This is a genomic window from Polaribacter sp. MED152 (assembly GCF_000152945.2).
GTDB lineage: Bacteria > Bacteroidota > Bacteroidia > Flavobacteriales > Flavobacteriaceae > Polaribacter.
Window position 1 is genome coordinate 757,855 of record NC_020830.1, and the last position, 18,995, is coordinate 776,849.

The 18,995-nt window shown below is 28.6% G+C and carries 25 protein-coding genes; 12 read left to right on the top strand and 13 right to left on the bottom strand.

Annotated features, from left to right (window positions below; genetic code table 11):
• The first annotated feature begins 2 nt into the window (after positions 1-2).
• From MED152_RS03470 to MED152_RS03485, 4 genes are read left to right on the top strand one after another with little or no spacing between them, the layout of a single operon-like run.
• Positions 3-1,952: a BatA domain-containing protein gene (locus tag MED152_RS03470; protein ID WP_015480471.1), complete on the top strand. Its 1,950-nt coding sequence runs from the start codon at positions 3-5 to the stop codon at positions 1,950-1,952.
• Positions 1,949-3,205 (top strand): dihydroorotase family protein, encoded by a 1,257-nt coding sequence (locus tag MED152_RS03475; RefSeq protein WP_015480472.1) that lies wholly within the window; start codon positions 1,949-1,951, stop codon positions 3,203-3,205. The genes MED152_RS03470 and MED152_RS03475 overlap by 4 nt, the downstream gene beginning before the upstream one ends.
• A 4-nt stretch (positions 3,206-3,209) precedes the next feature.
• The gene (locus MED152_RS03480; RefSeq protein WP_015480473.1) at positions 3,210-3,548 is read left to right on the top strand and encodes a hypothetical protein; all 339 of its coding nucleotides are present in this window, start codon (positions 3,210-3,212) and stop codon (positions 3,546-3,548) included.
• A 20-nt stretch (positions 3,549-3,568) separates the two neighbouring features.
• Entirely contained in the window at positions 3,569-4,207 is a 639-nt protein-coding gene (locus MED152_RS03485; protein WP_015480474.1) for an alpha/beta hydrolase, read from the top strand.
• A 5-nt stretch (positions 4,208-4,212) separates the two neighbouring features.
• Here the strand turns inward: MED152_RS03485 and MED152_RS03490 are convergent, their stop codons facing one another.
• The 5 genes from MED152_RS03490 to MED152_RS03510 all read right to left on the bottom strand — a co-directional run bounded on the left by MED152_RS03490 (position 4,213) and on the right by MED152_RS03510 (position 8,303).
• Complete coding sequence (locus MED152_RS03490; RefSeq protein ID WP_015480475.1) at positions 4,213-5,736, bottom strand: ATP-binding protein; 1,524 nt, start codon at positions 5,734-5,736, stop codon at positions 4,213-4,215.
• Positions 5,737-5,741: 5 nt separating this feature from the next.
• Positions 5,742-6,227, bottom strand: a complete 486-nt coding sequence (locus MED152_RS03495) for a Rab family GTPase (RefSeq protein ID WP_015480476.1) — start codon at positions 6,225-6,227, stop codon at positions 5,742-5,744.
• A 15-nt stretch (positions 6,228-6,242) separates the two neighbouring features.
• On the bottom strand, positions 6,243-7,058 hold the full coding sequence (locus MED152_RS03500; RefSeq protein ID WP_015480477.1) for a hypothetical protein: 816 nt from the start codon (positions 7,056-7,058) through the stop codon (positions 6,243-6,245).
• A complete protein-coding gene (locus MED152_RS03505) occupies positions 7,059-7,412 on the bottom strand; it encodes a hypothetical protein (protein WP_015480478.1) in 354 nt (117 codons plus the stop codon).
• A gap of 108 nt (positions 7,413-7,520) precedes the next feature.
• Positions 7,521-8,303 (bottom strand): MBL fold metallo-hydrolase, encoded by a 783-nt coding sequence (locus tag MED152_RS03510; protein ID WP_015480479.1) that lies wholly within the window; start codon positions 8,301-8,303, stop codon positions 7,521-7,523.
• A 79-nt stretch (positions 8,304-8,382) separates the two neighbouring features.
• Between MED152_RS03510 and MED152_RS03515 the strand changes: the two genes are divergently transcribed.
• From MED152_RS03515 to MED152_RS03530, 4 genes are read left to right on the top strand one after another with little or no spacing between them, the layout of a single operon-like run.
• Positions 8,383-9,825, top strand: a complete 1,443-nt coding sequence (locus MED152_RS03515; RefSeq protein ID WP_015480480.1) for a hypothetical protein — start codon at positions 8,383-8,385, stop codon at positions 9,823-9,825.
• 56 nt (positions 9,826-9,881) lie between these two features.
• Positions 9,882-10,430, top strand: coding sequence for an RNA polymerase sigma factor (locus MED152_RS03520; RefSeq protein ID WP_015480481.1), 549 nt, complete (start codon positions 9,882-9,884; stop codon positions 10,428-10,430).
• Positions 10,431-10,461: 31 nt separating this feature from the next.
• A complete protein-coding gene (locus MED152_RS03525) occupies positions 10,462-11,001 on the top strand; it encodes a hypothetical protein (protein WP_015480482.1) in 540 nt (179 codons plus the stop codon).
• Positions 11,002-11,033: 32 nt separating this feature from the next.
• Positions 11,034-11,459 (top strand): sensor of ECF-type sigma factor, encoded by a 426-nt coding sequence (locus tag MED152_RS03530; RefSeq protein WP_148284795.1) that lies wholly within the window; start codon positions 11,034-11,036, stop codon positions 11,457-11,459.
• 36 nt (positions 11,460-11,495) lie between these two features.
• On the opposite strand, the gene MED152_RS03535 is transcribed toward MED152_RS03530, so the two are convergent.
• From MED152_RS03535 to kdsB, 5 genes are all read right to left on the bottom strand, one after another.
• Positions 11,496-11,690 carry a hypothetical protein gene (locus tag MED152_RS03535; protein ID WP_015480484.1) on the bottom strand — a complete coding sequence of 65 codons (195 nt, stop codon included), beginning with the start codon at positions 11,688-11,690 and terminating at the stop codon, positions 11,496-11,498.
• 121 nt (positions 11,691-11,811) lie between these two features.
• Positions 11,812-12,072: a hypothetical protein gene (locus MED152_RS03540; protein WP_015480485.1), complete on the bottom strand. Its 261-nt coding sequence runs from the start codon at positions 12,070-12,072 to the stop codon at positions 11,812-11,814.
• A gap of 25 nt (positions 12,073-12,097) precedes the next feature.
• Positions 12,098-12,724 carry a chloramphenicol acetyltransferase gene (locus MED152_RS03545; RefSeq protein WP_015480486.1) on the bottom strand — a complete coding sequence of 209 codons (627 nt, stop codon included), beginning with the start codon at positions 12,722-12,724 and terminating at the stop codon, positions 12,098-12,100.
• Positions 12,721-13,413 carry an HAD family hydrolase gene (locus MED152_RS03550; RefSeq protein WP_015480487.1) on the bottom strand — a complete coding sequence of 231 codons (693 nt, stop codon included), beginning with the start codon at positions 13,411-13,413 and terminating at the stop codon, positions 12,721-12,723. The genes MED152_RS03545 and MED152_RS03550 overlap by 4 nt, the downstream gene beginning before the upstream one ends.
• Entirely contained in the window at positions 13,406-14,143 is a 738-nt protein-coding gene (gene kdsB / locus MED152_RS03555) for a 3-deoxy-manno-octulosonate cytidylyltransferase (protein ID WP_015480488.1), read from the bottom strand. Before kdsB ends, MED152_RS03550 begins: the two co-directional genes overlap by 8 nt.
• 103 nt (positions 14,144-14,246) lie before the next feature.
• Between kdsB and MED152_RS13665 the strand changes: the two genes are divergently transcribed.
• The 3 genes from MED152_RS13665 (at position 14,247) to MED152_RS13380 (ending at position 16,623) form a co-directional block, all read left to right on the top strand.
• The gene (locus MED152_RS13665; RefSeq protein WP_015480489.1) at positions 14,247-14,417 is read left to right on the top strand and encodes a lmo0937 family membrane protein; all 171 of its coding nucleotides are present in this window, start codon (positions 14,247-14,249) and stop codon (positions 14,415-14,417) included.
• 185 nt (positions 14,418-14,602) lie between these two features.
• Positions 14,603-15,520: a hypothetical protein gene (locus MED152_RS13375; RefSeq protein WP_187288767.1), complete on the top strand. Its 918-nt coding sequence runs from the start codon at positions 14,603-14,605 to the stop codon at positions 15,518-15,520.
• A gap of 173 nt (positions 15,521-15,693) precedes the next feature.
• Positions 15,694-16,623 carry a hypothetical protein gene (locus tag MED152_RS13380; RefSeq protein ID WP_015480491.1) on the top strand — a complete coding sequence of 310 codons (930 nt, stop codon included), beginning with the start codon at positions 15,694-15,696 and terminating at the stop codon, positions 16,621-16,623.
• Between the two features lie 6 nt (positions 16,624-16,629).
• Here MED152_RS13380 and MED152_RS03575 read toward each other — a convergent pair whose 3' ends face one another.
• Together MED152_RS03575 and idi are read right to left on the bottom strand one after the other, a co-directional pair.
• A complete protein-coding gene (locus tag MED152_RS03575; RefSeq protein ID WP_015480492.1) occupies positions 16,630-17,043 on the bottom strand; it encodes a 6-carboxytetrahydropterin synthase in 414 nt (137 codons plus the stop codon).
• Positions 17,036-17,554 carry an isopentenyl-diphosphate Delta-isomerase gene (idi, locus tag MED152_RS03580; RefSeq protein WP_015480493.1) on the bottom strand — a complete coding sequence of 173 codons (519 nt, stop codon included), beginning with the start codon at positions 17,552-17,554 and terminating at the stop codon, positions 17,036-17,038. Before idi ends, MED152_RS03575 begins: the two co-directional genes overlap by 8 nt.
• A 123-nt stretch (positions 17,555-17,677) precedes the next feature.
• On the opposite strand from idi, the gene MED152_RS03585 reads away from it, so the two are divergent.
• The gene (locus MED152_RS03585; protein WP_015480494.1) at positions 17,678-18,373 is read left to right on the top strand and encodes a peptidylprolyl isomerase; all 696 of its coding nucleotides are present in this window, start codon (positions 17,678-17,680) and stop codon (positions 18,371-18,373) included.
• Here the strand turns inward: MED152_RS03585 and MED152_RS03590 are convergent.
• Entirely contained in the window at positions 18,370-18,963 is a 594-nt protein-coding gene (locus MED152_RS03590) for a hypothetical protein (RefSeq protein WP_015480495.1), read from the bottom strand. The two genes, MED152_RS03585 and MED152_RS03590, sit on opposite strands and share 4 nt — an antisense overlap.
• Between the last annotated feature and the right edge of the window lie 32 nt (positions 18,964-18,995).

Below are 18,995 nucleotides of genomic sequence, written 5' to 3' on the forward strand. Positions count from 1 at the left end.
AAATGCAATTCCAAAATCCTGAAATTTTATATTTTCTAGCACTCTTAATTATACCAATTTTAGTGCATCTTTTTCAGCTACAAAAATTTAAAAAAGTACCATTTACAAATGTTGCTTTTTTACAAAAAATAGAGCAACAAAGTAGAAAGAGTTCAAGCCTAAAAAAATGGTTAATATTAGCCAATAGATTACTATTATTTTCAGCGATACTTTTTGCATTTTCTCAACCCTATTTAGGTAAAAAAAATGATAAGAAAGATAACCAATTTTTCATTTATTTGGATAATTCTTCTAGTTTAAACACGAAAGGAGAGAGAGGGAATCTGTTTAAAATTTCGGTGCAAGAGGTAATTGAAAATACTCCTAAAAATGCTATTTATTCATTACAAACTAATTCAGATTTCTTTCAAAATTTAGACTATTCAGCGCTTAAAAATAAGCTCTTATCATTAGAAATAAATAGCCAAGAAGCTAAAAAAAGCAATATTCTCTTAAAAATACAGTCAAAAAACAAAGCCGAAACTAAAGATTTAGATGAAGTTATTTTAATATCTGATTTTCAGAATACTTACATTAACGAGTTTACAAATGTAACACCCAGTACTTCTGCTATAAAAGTGAATGCCAGCACAAAAACCAACCTTTCTATTGACAGTGTTTTTATTTCTGGAAGAACCAACAATAACCTTACTGTAAATGTTATTATAAAAAATCAGGGTGAAGCAAAAAACAACGTTCCTATTGCAATATTTAACAACAAAGAACCTTTAAGCAAACAAGCTTTTTCAATAGAAGAAAACACACAAAAGAAAATTGAATTCACACTTCAAGACAAACCAATTCAGCTAGGTAAAATTGAGATAACTTTTAACGATACTTTTCTGTTTGACAACACATTTTATTTTTCACTAAACAATGCTAAAAAAATTAATGTTTTAAGCATTGGAAAAGGAACTGAATACTTATCTAAAATCTACGCAAAAGAGGAGTTTAATTTTATATCATCAACAGCAAAAAACACCAATTATAATTCTTTCGAAAATCAAGATATTATCATTCTAAATGAATTAGAAAATTTACCTCAAATTTTAATAAACAGTTTAAATACATTTTCTGAAAAAGGAGGCACTTTAGTTTTAATTCCGAATTCAAATTCAAATTTGAATTCCTATAATTTGCTGCTTTCTAAATTTGGTAAAACAAAATTACAATCGAAAATTTCGGATACTTTAAAAATCACTTCTATAAATTTTGACCACCCACTTTTTAAAAATGTTTTTTCTAAAAATGTGAAGAATTTTCAATTTCCAAAAGTAAATAGCTACTTCCCTATTAAAGGCTCAAATAGTAGTTCAATTATAGATTTTGAAAACAAATTATCATTTATATCAGAAATTAAAGGCTCTAATGGTAATTTGTACTTATTATCAAGTTCACTATCCAAAGAAAATAGTAACTTCTTAAATTCACCCTTAATTGTGCCTGTTTTCTACAATTTTGGAAAATTAAGTTATCAAAATTCAGAATTATACTATTATTTAAATGAAGAAAACAAGATTGATGTAAATGTAAGTTTAGAGAAAGATCATATTTTAACAATGTCCAACCAAGCATCAACCTTTATTCCCATACAACAAACCTACCAAAACAAAGTTAGTATCGTTACAGAAGACACACCAGTTTCTGCTGGATTTTACTTTGTTTTAAAAGATAAAGATACTTTGCAAACTTTAGCTTATAACAATCCTAAACAAGAGAGTTTATTAAATTTTCTTGATTTAAAATTACTAAAAGAGACAAATAAAAATATTAAAATAGAAGACAGCATAACTTCTGTTTTTAAAGAAATTAACGAAAAAAACGAAGTTCAATGGCTTTGGAAATGGTTTTTAACCTTGGCAATTGTATCTTTGCTACTAGAAATTTTGATTTTAAAATTCTATAAAACATGAGTACGCTTCTAAAAAACGCAACTATTGTAGATGCTTCAAGTCCTTATCATCATCAGCAAAAAGACATTTTAATTAATAATGGAATCATTGAAAAAATTTCAGATTCAATTTCTGCAGATGATACAACTAATATTATTGAATTAGAAAATTTACATATTTCTTGTGGATGGTTTGATACTAGCGTTTCTTTGGGAGAGCCTGGTTTTGAAGAAAGAGAAACAATAGCTAATGGTTTAAAGGTTGCTGCTGAAAGTGGTTTTACAGCTATAGCTGTAAATTCTAATACTAACCCTGTAATTGACTCAAAATCTGATGTGGAGTATTTGATTAATAAAGCTAGAAATTCTGGAGTAACTTTATACCCAATTGCAGCTTTAACTCAAAAAAGTGAAGGGAAAGAATTAGCCGAATTATATGATATGCAACAATCTGGAGCTATTGCTTTTTCTGACTACAATAAACCTGTTGAGAGTGATAATTTAATGAAAGTTGCACTTTTGTATGCTCAAAACTTTGATGGTTTAGTGCTTAGTTTTCCAAAAAATAATTCAATTTCTGGAGAAGGAATTGTTAATGAAGGAATTAATAGCACTAAATTAGGCTTGAAAGGAACACCTACTCTAGCAGAACATATTCAAATTGATAGAGATTTATTTTTACTTGAATATACTGGAGGCAAGCTACACATACCTACAATTTCTACAGCAAAATCTGTAGATTTAATAAAGGAAGCTAAAATGAAAGGCTTGCAAGTAACCTGCAGTGTATCAGCTCATCACTTAACACTTACAGATAATGAATTACATGGTTTTGATAGTAGATTTAAAACAAATCCACCATTAAGAACAGACAAAGACAGAAAAGCATTAGTAAAAGGTATAAAATCTGGAGTGATTGATATCATTACATCAGACCACAACCCAATAGACATTGAACATAAAAAAGTAGAATTTAGTGAAGCTAAAGATGGTGTAATTGGTTTAGAAACTTTATTCCCTGCCACTAATACTGTTTTAGATTTAGATGATTTGATAAATGCTTTAACCACAAAACCTAGAGCTATTTTTGGATTAGAATCTACAAGCATTAAGGAAGATAATAAGGTAGATATCACTTTATTTAATCCTGATAACAACTTCATTTTTACAGATAAACATATAGCATCAACCTCTAAAAACAGTCCTTTTGTGGGTAAAAAATTAAAAGGAGAAGTTTATGGTATTTATGCAAACAACCAATTAACTCTAAAATAAACACATGGAAGTTATCAATAACGAACAAGATGTAAAAGAAGGTAAACTAGCAGCAATTATTTGTCATTTTTGGATTGTAGGATTAGTAATAGGGTTTGTAATGAACCTAAATAAGAAGAATTATTTTACCAGCTTTTACTTAAGACAAATGATAGGAATGAATTTAGCCCAATTTTTAAACGGAGTTGTAGTGTATGCTTATTTAGGAGATACTGCAGGCTGGATTGTTGGAATTTTACTTTTCGTTGGCTGGCTAATATCATTATTTGGTGCTATTAAAGGAGAAGAAAAGTTAGTACCTTATGTAGGTGAATATTTTCAAGATTGGTTTAATCAAATTTAAATTTAGAATTCGTTAAAATTATGAATCTAGAACACATTGTTAGAGAACCATTAGTAAAATCTGAAAATCCACCTTTGTTAATTTTACTACATGGATATGGAAGTAATAAAGAGGACTTATTTTCTTTTGCAGAGGAATTACCTAAAGAACTTTTAATAATAAGTGCACAAGCACCGATTGAAATGGGTTATGGAGGTTACGCATGGTATGCCATTAATTTTGATAATGTAAATGGTAAATTTTCTGATTTAAAACAAGCTAAAGAATCTATAGATAAAATTGCAATTTTTATAGATGATGTAAAAACAAAATACAATACAAACCCAAATAAAACTTTTTTATTAGGTTTTAGTCAAGGAGCTATTCTAAGTTATTCACTAAGTTTATTTTACCCAAACAAAGTAAATCATGTTATTGCTTTAAGTGGTTATATAAATGTTGATTTATTACCAGATAACATACCCACAAACATAAAAACAGATTACTACATTTCTCATGGAATTGTAGATCAGGTTTTACCAATTGATTGGGCTAGAAAAAGCAAACCTTTTTTAGATAGCTTAAATTTAGAAAGTGTTTATTCTGAGTATAAAGTTGGTCATGGAGTAGCACCTCAGAATTTTTATAGTTTTAAAAGTTGGATTGAAGATAGACTATAAAAGTCTTATAAATGACTTTTTAAGATCTCTACAAACTGAATAGCTGTAAATGGTTTAGGTATAACACCTGCAAAACCTAAACCTTTATATATTTCTATATCTTCTTTAGAGTTGTTGGCTGTTAAAGCTAAAAAAGGAATCTCTGAATTAGATTGCTTCATTTCTTCTTTACGCTTAATAAGCTCATCACCTTTTAAGTTTGGCATATTAATATCTAAAAGAACAATGTCAAAAGTACTTTTATTCATGGCAGAAATAGCTTCTATACCATCTTTAACCAAAGTGTGTTCTGCTTCTTCTTTATCTAAAATGTGAGATACAATACTTAAATTCAAAAAGTTATCATCTGCAACTAAAACCTTTTTACCTTTTAAAGAAACAGCTGAATTATCATCAGAAACACCAGCAATTCTAGAATCTGCATTAGCATCTAATTTAAATGGAATATCAATAGAAATTGTAGTACCATAGTTTTTTAAACTATCTACTTTAATTCTACCTTCCATAACATCTACCAACCTTTTTACAATTGATAAACCTAAACCAACTCCATTATGCATTCTATTGTCACTTAACCTATTTTGCTGATATTCATCAAAGATTTTATCAGCTTGTTCAGGCGTCATTCCTCTACCTGTATCTTTTACTTTAAAAGAAATTAAAGCTTTGTCTGTGTCAGAAAAAAGTAATTCTACAGAGGTAGTTACAGTTCCTCTTGGTGTAAATTTTATAGAGTTATTTATTAAGTTGGTAAGTATTTGAATTAAACGTACATCATCTCCCAAAACTTCTTCTGGCAGATTATCTGAAACATTAAATTCTAGTTCAATATCTAAATCTTTATGACTACCTTGATAATTATTTTTTATTTGCTCAATAATAGATGAAATACTCATTGGCTCACTTGCCAAAACAAGCTTACCTGCTTCTACCCTAGATAAATCTAAAATATCATCTACAATTACCTTTAAGTTACGACCAGAAATGGTAATGTATTTTAAATACTCTTGAGCCATCAAGGAAGTTTCTTCTTTATTGATTAGCTCTGTGTATCCTAAAATTACATTTAAAGGGTTACGAACTTCATGACTCATCATTGCTAAAAATCGAGATTTTTCTGAATTTGCTTTATCTGCAATTTCACGAAGTCTAATAAGTTCTTTGTTTTTTTCTGCTATTTCTCTTTTTAAGAAATATAAATCATTTCTACTTTGATTTAAATGATTTACAGACTTGTAAACATTAGATCTATTGTGAATAATGATTGAAATATTTTCTGTGGATTTGAAAAGCTCTAAATCTACATTGAATTCTCTGCCTTCAGAAACAATTAGCATGCTCTCAATTACAAATAATTCGCTATCTGGTAAAGACTGTAAAGTAACTTCTAAAAAAGGGCAAGTATCAAAAATAGATTGACCTAGTTTAAAATCTTGGTCTAAAAATTTACCTTTAATAACCTTAATAATAAGTCCACTAAAATCGGTTATTAAGTCTATAAATATATCGTCTATCTTAGAAGCTTCCAATATATTTATTTTAATGATTGAACAACAATCTCTCTAAATGCTTCTTCTACACTATCGTTATCTTTTGCACTAGTGATTGCGTTAATAGGCAAAGGACATGTAGCTCTAATTTCTTCAATTCTTTCATCTGATAATAAATCTTTCTTATTACCAACCAATAAAATAGTATCTAAACCAGATATTTCTTTTAATTCTTGAATTTTAGCATCTACATTAATATAAGTTTCTTCTCTGTTTAAATCGAAAACATACATGGCAGCACTAGCACCTAAGAAATAAGCTTTTGGAATTTTTTCATCATCACTAGTACCAGCAACATCCCAAATAAGAAGCTTCATTTCTTCTTCTTCTACGTTTAAAATTTTGGTACTTACTCTTACTCCAATTGTACTAATATAGTCTTCAGAAAACTCGTTTAAAACGAATCTTCTTATCAATGAAGTTTTTCCTACTCCAAAATTTCCAACCAATAAAACTTTTTTTGCAATCATTTATAAGTTTATATGCTAATCTTCGATTTCTATAAGGGTTGTTTCTATTAGTTTGTTTAATCTTAGTTCATCTTTCAAAAAACTTCGATCTCTTAATATTTTGTCTGCTAAAGTATTAATATTCTCAGACAATTCTTCCTTAAATTCTCTATTTATTACTCCAGATGTTGCAGTTGCTATATAAATTGAGTTATAATTGGCCATTGATAGCTGAAAAGTCTCGAATTTTATATCTTCTAAATCTTGACCTTCTTTAGAAAAAGCATCTTCTACAAAAGATTTAATTGCTGTTAGCATACCAGAAACCATATCTTTATCTGCAATATTTCCTCTAGAGTAACTACCTATTAATAGGCCAGAATTTTCTTCAATAATAAAAACTTCTTCTATGGTTGGCTCAAAAACTTCTTGAAAAACATCTTCTGCATCTGTTCTTTTACCCTTAAACAATCGTTTTATAATATGTGATAATGAAAATTTATTATTAATAGTTTCATTAATATTATCTGACAATTTGGTAATTTCTGCGACAATAAACTTCTTAACCAATTTACCCATAATAGGATAAAGTGCTTCTACAACTTCGTCTTGAGACTCTCTTATTTGAACTTTAATAGCATTTGTAACTTGGTCTCCAAAATGAAGAGGAAAGTTATCTTTTAGGTCTTTAATCTGTTCATCAATAACAGGTTTTACCTCTTTTTTAATTTGATCTTTCTCTAAATATTTTAGTCTTAAAGATTCAAATTCTTGCCTATCTTCTGTTAATAAAAGTTCTTTAAGTAATTCAAAACGATTTTCTGCTTTATGGTCTAAAGTCGTTTCTTCCATTTATTCTTGCAACATCAATGCAATTTTCTCTAAGGCTTTACCTAATTTTCTTCTATCTGCTTTTTCATCATCTAAATCAGCTAATTTCTTATCTAAATCATCATTTAAATCTTGAAATTTATGATCTACCAAACTTTCTAAATCAGCCAATTTACTTTCTATACTAGCTACAGAATCTGCTAAACTTTTTTGTGAAGCTTCCTCTAAAGATTTGATTCTGTTGTATACATCTTCAAATTCAGAATTGTATTGTTGAATATTTTCACCAAAAATAAGATCTCTTACTGCAGCTATTCTAGTATCAATCTGCTGATTAGCAACTGGTTCTTGATTGTTTTCAGTTGTTTTTGCCATGAATTATATAATTTTGTTTGGACTAATTTTTGTTTTATAAATAAAACTAAAGTCTTGTAAACAATAGCTCTACAAACAAATATACACTAAAATTAAAACTACGAAAGGCTACACAGTAATTTTTAGGCCATCAAAAGCTAGAAAAACGTTTTCGGGTAAATTATTAGACACTTCTTCATGAAAGCCCAATTTGTGACTTATATGCGTAAAATAAGTTCTTTTTGGTTTTAATTCTGCAACAAAATCTAAAGCTTCTTGCAAGTTAAAGTGAGTTGGATGTTCTTCTATTCGTAAAGCATTTACTACTAAAACATCTAAATTTTGTAATTTCTTTTTTTCTTCTTCTACCACAAACTTAACATCTGTTAGGTAAGCAAAATCCTGAATTCGGTATGAAGTAACAGGCAATCGACCATGCATAACTTCTAAAGGAATTATGGTTACATCATTTATAAAAAACGGATCCTTATCTACAATAGTAGGCTCAACACTTGGTGCTCCTGGATACCTGTTTTCTTTGCTAAAAATATACTCAAAACGTTGTTCTAAACTTTTTAAAGTTCGTGCATTTAAATAAATAGGCATCTCTCCTATTTTATAGCAATAGGGCCTTAAATCATCTAGACCAGCTGTATGATCTGCATGTTCGTGAGTAAATAAAACTCCATTAACCAACTGTACATCTTCTCTAATCATTTGTTGCCTAAAGTCTGGGCCACAATCAATTACATAAGACACATCATCCCAAGAAATTAAAATAGAAGAGCGTAATCGTTTGTCTTTTACATCATCAGATAAACATACAGGATCTTTACTTGCAATCATAGGTATACCTTGTGAAGTACCTGTACCAAGAAACGTTATTTCAAGTTGTTTTTTAGCTTTTTTCATTGCTAACAAAAATAAGATAAAAATTGACTGATAGCTATCTTATTTAGTACATTTGTTTAAGATTAAAACACAAAATTAAATGGCAATTTCTTTAAAGGGAGATCAAGAAATTAGTAGTGTACCTACTACTAAAAGTAAAGCATTAAGAATTAATTTAAACTCAGATATTTACGGAACTTTTGCAGAAATTGGGGCAGGTCAAGAAACTGCGCGTAATTTCTTTAGATCTGGAGCTGCATCTGGTACTATTGCTAAAGCAATGAGTGCTTATGATAAAGATTTTTCTGATGCTATTTACGGAGTTGAAAGCGACAATAGATACGTTACTGAATCTCGTTTAAAGAAAATGTTAGGTCATGAAATTAATCTAATGGAAGATAGACTTAGCAGACAAAAACATCCTGATAAGTTATTTTTCAGTTATGCAAATACTGTTACAACGATTGATTTTGCTAGAAAATTTAAAGGACATGGTTGGGTTGGTATCCGTTTTCAGTTAGATCCTTTAGAAGATTATAATGAAATTGTACTTCACCTTCGTTTTAAAGAAACAGATGCTCGTTTGCAGCAAGAAACCTTGGGTGTATTAGGTGTAAACTTAATTTATGGTGCTTTTTATTTAAATGATAATCCAAAAGAATTGGTAAAATCATTTTATCATAACTTAGGAAATCATCAGCTAGAAATTGATATGATTAATTTCTCTGGACCACGTTTTATGTATGTAGACAACAGGTTAATGAGTTTACAATTGCTTAAAAACGGAATGACAAATGCTGTTATGTTTGGGCCTGATGGAAATAACTTATTGCCTGCACAAGTATTATACAAAAAGAATATTTTAGCTTTAAGAGGTAGTTTTAGACCAGTAACTAAAGTTAATATGGATATGTATGAGCAATCTAAAAAGATGTTCTTACAGGAAAACAAGGTTGAAGAAAGTAAAACTCAAGTTATTTTCGAAATTACGTTAAGTAACCTTTCTGCAGAAGGTAAAATTAATGAAAGAGACTTTTTAGATAGAGCTGAATTACTTTGTTCTTTAGGGCAAAATGTAATGATTACCAGCTTTCAACAATACTTTAAACTGGTTGAATATTTTAGTGAATTTACTAAAGAAAGAATGGCACTTGCAATGGGTGTTTACAACTTAATTCAAATTTTCGATGAAAAATACTACAGAGATTTAAGTGGTGGAATTTTAGAGGCATTTGGTAAATTATTCTATAGAGACTTAAAGGTGTACATGTATCCTTATCATGATCAAGATTCTGACGAATTTATTAATAGCGATAACTTAAAAGTACATCCGAGAATGAAAGAATTGTACAAATTCTTTAAAAACAATGGTAAACTTTTAGACATTAAAGGCTTTGATAAAGGCATCTTAGACATCTTTTCTAGAACCGTTTTAAAAATGATCATGAATGGTGAAAAAGGTTGGGAAGCTATGTTACCTGAAGGTATTGCAGAAACTATTAAGCAAAAAAGACTTTTTGGGTATTCTAGAACTAGAAACTAATTTTTTTTTTAATTAAACCTTTTCAGTAAATTTCTGTCTAATAGAAAAAGTATTTTTTGACAGAAGAACTTACCTTAATAACAGAATTACAAAATTCTAAAACAAAAGAAATTGCTTTTCGTAAGTTAATAACTACGTATAAAGAGCGTTTGTATTGGCATATTCGTAAAATTGTTATTAGTCATGATGATGCAGATGATGTTCTTCAAAATACATTCATAAAAATATTTAAGAATATAGATGGCTTTAACAATAACAGTAAACTTTATTCTTGGATGTATAGAATTGCAACCAATGAAGCTATTACTTTTATTAACAAAAGAGCCAAGGAAAGAAATGTAGATATTACTGAATATAACAAATCTGTTGCTAGCACTTTACAAAGTGATGTTTTTTTTGATGGTGATGAAATAGAAATTATTTTACAGCAAGCCATAGCAGCTTTACCAGAAAAACAAAAGCTTGTTTTTAACATGAAGTATTTTGACGAAATGAAATATGATGAAATTTCACAAATTTTAGATACCTCTGTAGGAGCCTTAAAATCATCCTATTTTCATGCCGTAAAAAAAATAGAAAATTATATTAAAACAACTACAAATTAAACCTTTAGCAAAAATTAGTGTCTAAATAATAATGGAAAACGAAACACCAAATAGCGAACAATTTATTCAAAGTACTTTAGGTAATAAAAACCCTTTTGCTACTCCAGATAATTATTTTGATGCTATAGAAGATCAATTCTCAGCTAAATTAGCAGAAGAAAGTTTTTCTAAAGAAAATCCTTTCAAGGTTTCTGATAATTATTTTGATAGTTTAGAAGACACTATTCTAGCCAAGGTTGAATTAGGTAAAAAAGAAGTAAAAGTTATTTCTCTAAAAGATAGATTATTAAAAGTTATTCCTTTTGCAGCTGCAGCATCTATAATATTATTTATAGGTCTTAACACCTTTAATTTTAACACAGATAATACAGCCAGTTTAGATAGTCTTTCTGATGCTGATATTGAATACTGGTTAGATTCAAACACATTACACACTACAGATATTGCCTCTGTTTTAGAAGACGATCTGTTAGAAGAAAATGCTTTTTACTTTACAGATATAGAAGATGCAAGTATTGAAGATTACATTAACACAGACGATAATAGTTATTTATTAAACGAATTAAAATAAAAAAGATGAAGAATATTTTAACCCTAATGTGCTTGAGCATATTTTTTAGTTGGTCTTTGTCTGCACAAAAGCCAAGTGAAAGCAGAGAAAAAATTAAAGCGTTAAAAATTGCTTATTTAACAGAGCAATTAAATTTAACGACTACAGAAGCAGAAAAATTTTGGCCAATTTATAATGCGCACGATAAAGAGCACAATGCTTTGCGTTATAAAATGAGAACAGCCATTAAAAACGCAATAGATAAAAACACTAGCGTAGATAATATCTCAGAAAAAGAAGCACAAGATCTAATTCAATTAAAACTAGAAACAGATAAGAAAATTTATCAATCTCAAAGTGCTTTTATCTCTAATGTAAAAAAAGTACTTAGCTATAAAAAAATCATGAAGCTACAAGTTGCAGAAATGGAATTTGGCCGAAAATTAATGAGGAAATATAAGCGTAAACGAAAAGAATAAATACAAAAAAAGGAAGCAATTTTGCTTCCTTTTTTTCTATGCGATTAGAGGCAAACAAAGGTTTAACTCAGGTTTATTTGCTGTAAAGTGTTTTAACCAAATTGCAAGTTCTTTAATTTCGTAAGGCAATAACCTTTTTAAAGACTTTTCTAACTCTTTACAAAACAACTCTGAATTAAAACTTACTTTCATTAAAATAGTTTTAGTGTATTCAAACATTGCTCTGGCCATAAGTAAAAAGATTTAATAGTTATACAACGATTATTATAAAACTTTATTGTAACCAAATTTAAATAAAAAACCAACACTTGTAAAAATGTTGGTCTTAAAATTTTCCTTAAAAAATGTTAATTTAAATAGCATTAATCTTTTCTACCAAAGCTCTTGCCTTAGTTTCTAATTCTTGATTAATCTCTTTGTAGTGTTTTTTATTATTTTCAACATTCTTAGCATGAACCTTTGCAATTAAAGCATCGAAAGTTTCGATTGCTTCATCTATGATTTTATCACCTTTTTTAGGTTCATTTTTTAATGTTGATACATCTAAAGCATATTCAATAACATCTCCTAAAACGTAATTAATATCTTTCTTTAAGTTTTTAATACTTGCCATTACTTATTTTATTTAAAGTGCAAATTTAGGTGTTTTTATCTAATTGGCTTTGAAATTCTTCAAAAAATAACCCAATATGATAACCATCTACCAATGCATGATTTACCGTAATTGCCACTGGCATTTTTAGTTGATCTTTTTCTATAAACGTTTTTCCGAAAGCAAGTTTAGGTATACTATCATTCTTTACACCAGAAACTGGCTCTTTATGACCTGTGAATGAAAACCAAGGCAATGCAGAGCAATACATGCAATCGTCTGAATTTATTGGAGGAAATAAGTCTGTTGAGTTTAATATTCGTTTTTTTTCTTTTTTAAAATTTTCATTAAAAAGATAAAAATCTTCTTCGAAATTGATAAATGAAAATCCGAAAGTATTATCTTTCCTAGCTATAGTTGCAGATGCATGAATTACATCATAAATAGCGATTTTATCATCATGAATTCTGTATCTAAAATTTTCAACTGAGTTTAATGCTTTTAAGCAAGCATGCAAATACAATACAAAGAAAGGGTGTTCTTCTTTTTGCGCTTTTTTATAAACCTTGGTTACGTCTACATTTACGGTAACTGCAAAAGAAGGATTTTCTAAACTTTTAAAATGAGTATAATGCTGTTTTCTGTTCCAAGTATCAACGTCTAAATATTTCATAAAAGTGATGGCAATTCTTTAATACTTGCCAATGTTTTATAAGTTTCGTTTTGTTTTTCTTGTTCTGTTACTTCTTCATGCATCCAAGTTGTATGAAAAGGAATATGTATTGCAGATGCACCAATTTTAATTAGTGGTAATACATCAGATTTTAAAGAGTTACCAATCATTAATAATTCTGATGGTTGAATATCTAAATGATTAATAAGCTTGGTGTAATCTTTCTCTTTTTTATCGCTCATCACTTCTATATGATGAAAATACTTTAAGAGATTAGATTTTTCTAACTTACGTTCTTGATCTAGTAAATCGCCTTTTGTTGCAACAATTAGTTTGTATTTGCCTTGCAAAGATTTTAAAACCTCTTCTACTCCATCTAAAAGTTCAATTGGTTTTTCTAACATCTTCTTACCAATATTTACAATAGCTTCTATGGTTTTAGGTTGAATATTATAGTTAGACAATTCTAAAGCACACTCTATCATAGACAGTACAAACCCTTTAATACCATAACCATAAAATTTAAGATTTTGAATTTCTTTCTTAAATAATTCCTGATCTATTTTATTTTTGGTTTCGTATTTCGAAAGCAATTTTGCAAATTCTTCTTCTGCCTCTCTAAAATAAGTTTCGTTAACCCATAAAGTATCATCTGCATCAAAGGCTATAACTTTAATATTCTTATTCATGATTTTCTAAAAGTTTTATAGCTTTTTCTAAATCTTCTGGTGTATCTATACCTATAGATTCTACAGATGTTTCTACCATTTTTATTTTTTTACCTATTTCTTGGTAACGAATAGCCTCAATTTTTTCAGCAGCTTCCAAAGGTGTAATTGGTGTATGATAAAAATCGATTAACGCTTGTTTTCTAAAAGCATAAACACCTTTATGTTTAAAGTATTTTACATCAACTGCATCATCTCTATGATAAGGAATAACGCTTCTAGAAAAGTAAATAGCCATATTATTAACATCGGTAATTACCTTAACATTATTTGGATTCTCTATATCTTCCTTTTCTGTAATTTGAACTTTTAGTGAAGCCAAATCGACTTGTTTCTTAGCATCTTCTTTAAAAACTTGAATTAATTTAGTTAACGATTCTGTATCTATAAAGGGCTCATCTCCTTGCACATTTACAACGATATCTACATCCAAATCTAAAACAGCTTCAGCAATTCTGTCTGAGCCACATTCGTGCTCTTTTTTGCTCATAATTGCTTTTCCTTTTGCTTCTGTAATTGTGTTGTAAATAATATCTGAATCTGTAACTACAAAAACATCATCAAACAAATTTGTTTGTAAGGCTGCTTCATAGGTTCTTAAAATAACAGATTTACCACCTAAGTTTTTCATCAATTTACCTGGAAAACGAGACGCTTTATAACGTGCAGGAATCATTGCAATTGTATTCATAGTCTACTTATAAAATATCATCAAAGATAATATTAAAATGGATAGCGTTAATTTTCAAGATATAAAAAATATAATTTTGAAGTGAACTAAAAAAACAGAAATTATGAGAAGTATATTATGGTTAGTAGCAGTTATTTGTATTATTGTTTGGTTATTAGGCTTTTTAGGTCTAGCACCAGGAATTGCAACAGGAAATTTAATTCACATCTTATTAGTTGTAGCAATTATTGCAGTATTATATAATTTAATATCAGGTAGAAAACCTTTGAACTAGTAATAAGTAACGCATATATATAAAAGCCTAAAACTTAGTTTTAGGCTTTTTCTTTTTTAACAAAAATTGATTTTATAATTTATAAATTATTAAGTATTAATTTAAATAATGAATACTCCATTTTGAAATTTAGATAAACTTCTTTTTTACGTATTTTTGTAATGTTTAATTTATTGGGGAGTAAAGTGAATAGCAACAGATTACTTTTTATTTTAATTCTTTTGTGCTGCATCAATTTATATGGTTCAGACAGAACATTATACGTAGATAATTTTAGCAATATTTTAGGCAACCCTGGTAAAGAAGATAAATTATTGCTTTTTGCAAAACGAAATAACTTTAAAACTTTAATATTATATCAACTAAACAAGGTTGATAAACGTTGGTCTTTAACAGATGCTTCGAAAAACGGAATTTTAGCAGAGTTTATTTCTAAAGCAAAAACCAAGTATAGTGTTCAAAATATTGGTGCTTCTGGTGAAAGTGCAACCTTTTTTACCAATAGAATAGATCCTTACAACAATACTAGAACTAAAAGCTCTGAAAAATTTGATATCTACAATTTAGAATTTGAATATTGGTCTAAAAATGCTTCTGGTGATGATGGCTATTATTGCGAAAATTACCTGAGAGATAACAACTTAGCATGTACAAGAACTGGCTCTTTTCAATATTTTGTAAATAATTTAAAAGAACTGAATTCTTTATCATCTAAAAACAAACACAACATTAAGGTAGAAGCCTATTTAGCTTATTTTTCTAAAGAAGAAATGAAAGTAATTAACGAGTTGTGCGATCGTGTAATTATACATGGCTTTGGTAAAAATCCAAAAACAGCAATGAATTCAGCCACAAAAAGCCTAAAATTAATTATGAATTTAAATAGTAGTATTAAAACATCTATTTTACTTTCTACTAGAATGAATCATATGGGTTATTGGTTTAAGCATAATAGCTTAGGTAAAAGCGAATCTTTACTGTTTAAAGAAATGAATGGTAAAAGTCTTGAACTTAGAAAACAACTAAACTTAGATGGTTTTAGCTACCAAACTTATTCTTACTTAGAAAAGGCCATAAGCTATTATTCTTACAGTCAAAACTAACCTTTATCAACTTTCTAATCATTTAAAAATTTCGCAAAGTCGAAAAAGTTTTCGGTTCACAATTAAAAAAATCTCCTATTATTTTGATATTTAGTTAATTATGACTATTTTTAACTAGATCTATTAATGTGTATTAATATATCAAGCCAAAAATTAATTACATCCCCCACATTATGTACACTAAAAAAAGTATTCTTCTTCTTTTATTGATATCATTATCAATTCCAATATTTTCTCAAGAACGCATTCTATACGTAGATAGTTTTAAATCTATTTTGGGTAATGAGAAAAAAGAAATTAAATTACTCAACTTTGCTAAAGAAAATAATTTTTCTAGTTTAATTTTATATGAATTAGATAAGATTGATAAAAAACTATTTCACTTAGCAGATAATACTAAAAATTCAGTTCTTGTAGATTTTATGGTGAAAGCCAGAAAATTTTATGGAATTAAAGAAATCGCTGCTTCTGGAGAAAGTGGAGGGTTCTTTGTGGATGAAATTGCACCTTACAATGCAGGTAGAACAGACCCTAATGAAAAGTTTGATGTTTATAATTTAGAATATGAATATTGGAAATACGACTCTTCTAATTTAGGAGGATATTATTGTGAAAGCTACTTAAGAAAAAACGGAATACCTTGTAATAGAGAAGGTAGTTACAACTACTATAAAGAATCGCTTTCTATAATGGAATTGCTTGCTGAAGAAAGTGATACCAAAATTAAAACTGAAGCGTATTTAGGCAATTTTAAATCTAGTGAAATTAATAAAATAAGCAAACACACAGATCGAATTTTAATAAGTGGTTATGCCAATACTCCAGAAAACAGTTTTACAGTAGTAAAAAAACTAATAAAACTTATTGCAAACTGTGAATGTAAACCAGAAGTTTCTGTTATTTTTTCTTCTGAAGTAGAATATATGAAGGGTTACCTAAATTACCATTCTTTAGATGTTATTGAAGAAAAGTTCATTAATGAAATGAAAAAAAATAATCTTTATAACAAAGTTAATCTTGTAGGTTTTACTTACTACAACTATTCTTACTTAGAAGATGCAGTAGAAAATGAAACTTTTAGAAGAACGGGTATTAGAAAGTAAAATTATTTATTCACCAGAATAACTCACAAAATTTCTAGGCGTTTCGTAAAGTGTAATCTTCAGCTCTAAGTCAGTTGGTAAATGCTTTCTAAGCTTATCATAAGTTACAACACAGATGTTTTCTGCTGTCGGATTTAATTCTTGAAATTCTGGAACTTCAACATTCAAATTTTTATGATCAAAACATTCTTCAATTTCAGATTTAATAAGGTTTTTCAGAATTCCTAAATCATAAACGTAGCCTGTTTCTTTATTAATTTCTCCAGTTAAAGAAACAATTAATTCATAATTATGCCCATGAAAGTTAGGATTGCTACACTTATTAAAAACATCAAAATTTTTCTCATCAGACCAATCTTTTCTGTATAAACGATGTGCAGCATTAAAATGTGCTTTTCTGTGAACTGTAACTTTAGGCATTAGTTAGTCTTTTATAAGATTCTTTAAAAATTATTTTAAACCACTCAGTATAAATCTCAGGGTTTTGCTCAATTTCACTCTTAACATCCTCTAATTGCATCCATTTATAAGCTGCAACCTCATCTTCGTTAATAACTGGTTTATCTTCATATTTACCAATTAACACATGATCTAATTCGTGTTCGGTTAAACCATTATCAAAAGGCGCCTTATAAATAAATGAAAACACTTCTTTTAATTCTGTTGTAAAACCCATTTCTTCTTGTAATCTTCTTCTACCAGCTTCAACATTGCTCTCTCCTACTCTTTGATGAGAGCAGCAGGTATTGGTCCATAACAAAGGCGAATGGTATTTATGTGCTGCCCTTTGTTGCAACATTAACTCACCTTTTTCATTAAATACAAATACTGAAAACGCTCTATGTAAAAGGGCTTTTTCATGGGCTTCCATTTTGGGCATTGTGCCAATTTGATTGTCGTCTTTATCAACTAAAATCACTTGTTCTTCCATATGTTACAAATATACTGCAATCATAATCCTTAAAAAACTAAACTTTTTATAAAATCATCAAATATTTCTATTCTTTTATTTTGATGATTTATATTTGAAGCTGATTCTTCAAATTCAAACAAATTGAAATTTATTTTTAGACTTTCTTTAATTGCATTTGCCATTTTCTTATATCAGTGCAACTCAGCTCCTAAACAGAAAAACAAGTTAGAAGAAAAAAAGCAGGTTAAAATAAAAAAGAAAGAAGAAGAAAAAGTCGTCAAAGCTTGGGACAGCCTAAATAGATTTAATGCTGAAGCTTTTTTAACAGCATATGGCAAAGAGAATCCAGAAACTAAAGTTATTATTAAAACCAAGTTTGGCGATATAAAACTGCGCTTGTATGAAGATGTACCCATTCATAGAGCCAATTTTATTTTTCTAACAAAAATCAAATACTTTAATACCACTGTAATTTATAGAGTTGCCAAAAACTTTGTAATTCAAGGAGGTAATTCAGACAATTTGTACACGCAAAAACAGCGAAGAAAATATGGTAACTATTTGCTTGAACCAGAATTTCGCAAACATAGAAAGCACAAATATGGGGCCTTAGCTGCTGCTAGACAATGGGAAAATAATCCAAACAAACTCTCTAGTCCATTCGAATTTTACATGGTGCACAAAAGAAATGGTGCACATCATTTAGATAATGAACACACTGTTTTTGGAGAAGTTATCTCTGGCTTTGACACCTTAGATAAAATATCTAAAGTAAAAGTGGGTGTAGATGAATGGCCTGTAGATGATATTCCAATGACCATTGAAATTTTAGATTAGTCGTTTTCGATTACTTTATTTAAAACTTCTTGAGGCAGTAATTTACTTATAATTTCAAGCTTTAAATTATCGATGGCTAAATATTTCCAATCCGTTTCTCCATCATAAGAAATACTTACAATAGTTTGATTAACTATTACATTAAAAAATTTAGTTTTCTCATCAAACTTAACGTTTTCACTTCCATATTGCTGCTCAAAATTTAATTTCAGAGCATACAATAATCTATCATCTAAACCTAAAGCCTTGTTATCATCTCCTAAAACTCTAATTCTTTGATTACCTGTAATCTTTAGAATAGCATAAAACTTGTTCTTTACCTGAAAAACATCTGAAATATCTAAAACCTTTGGAAGATCAGAATCAATTTGCATTTTAGGATTGTTAAAGGTAGCCTCCATTACTGATACTAATTGTTCTTTTGGTACAATCTCAAAAAGCTCTTCTGCTGTAAATTCTAATGATTTTTCAAATTCTTTATCTAACAAGGCTTGTTGCATTTTAATAAATCGCTCTTTAATCAATTTATTTTGAGCATTTATTGATGCAATACTTAAAAACAAAAAGGCAAATAAAAATACTTTTTTCATGTGTTTTAGCTTATAAAATCGGCCAAAGATAT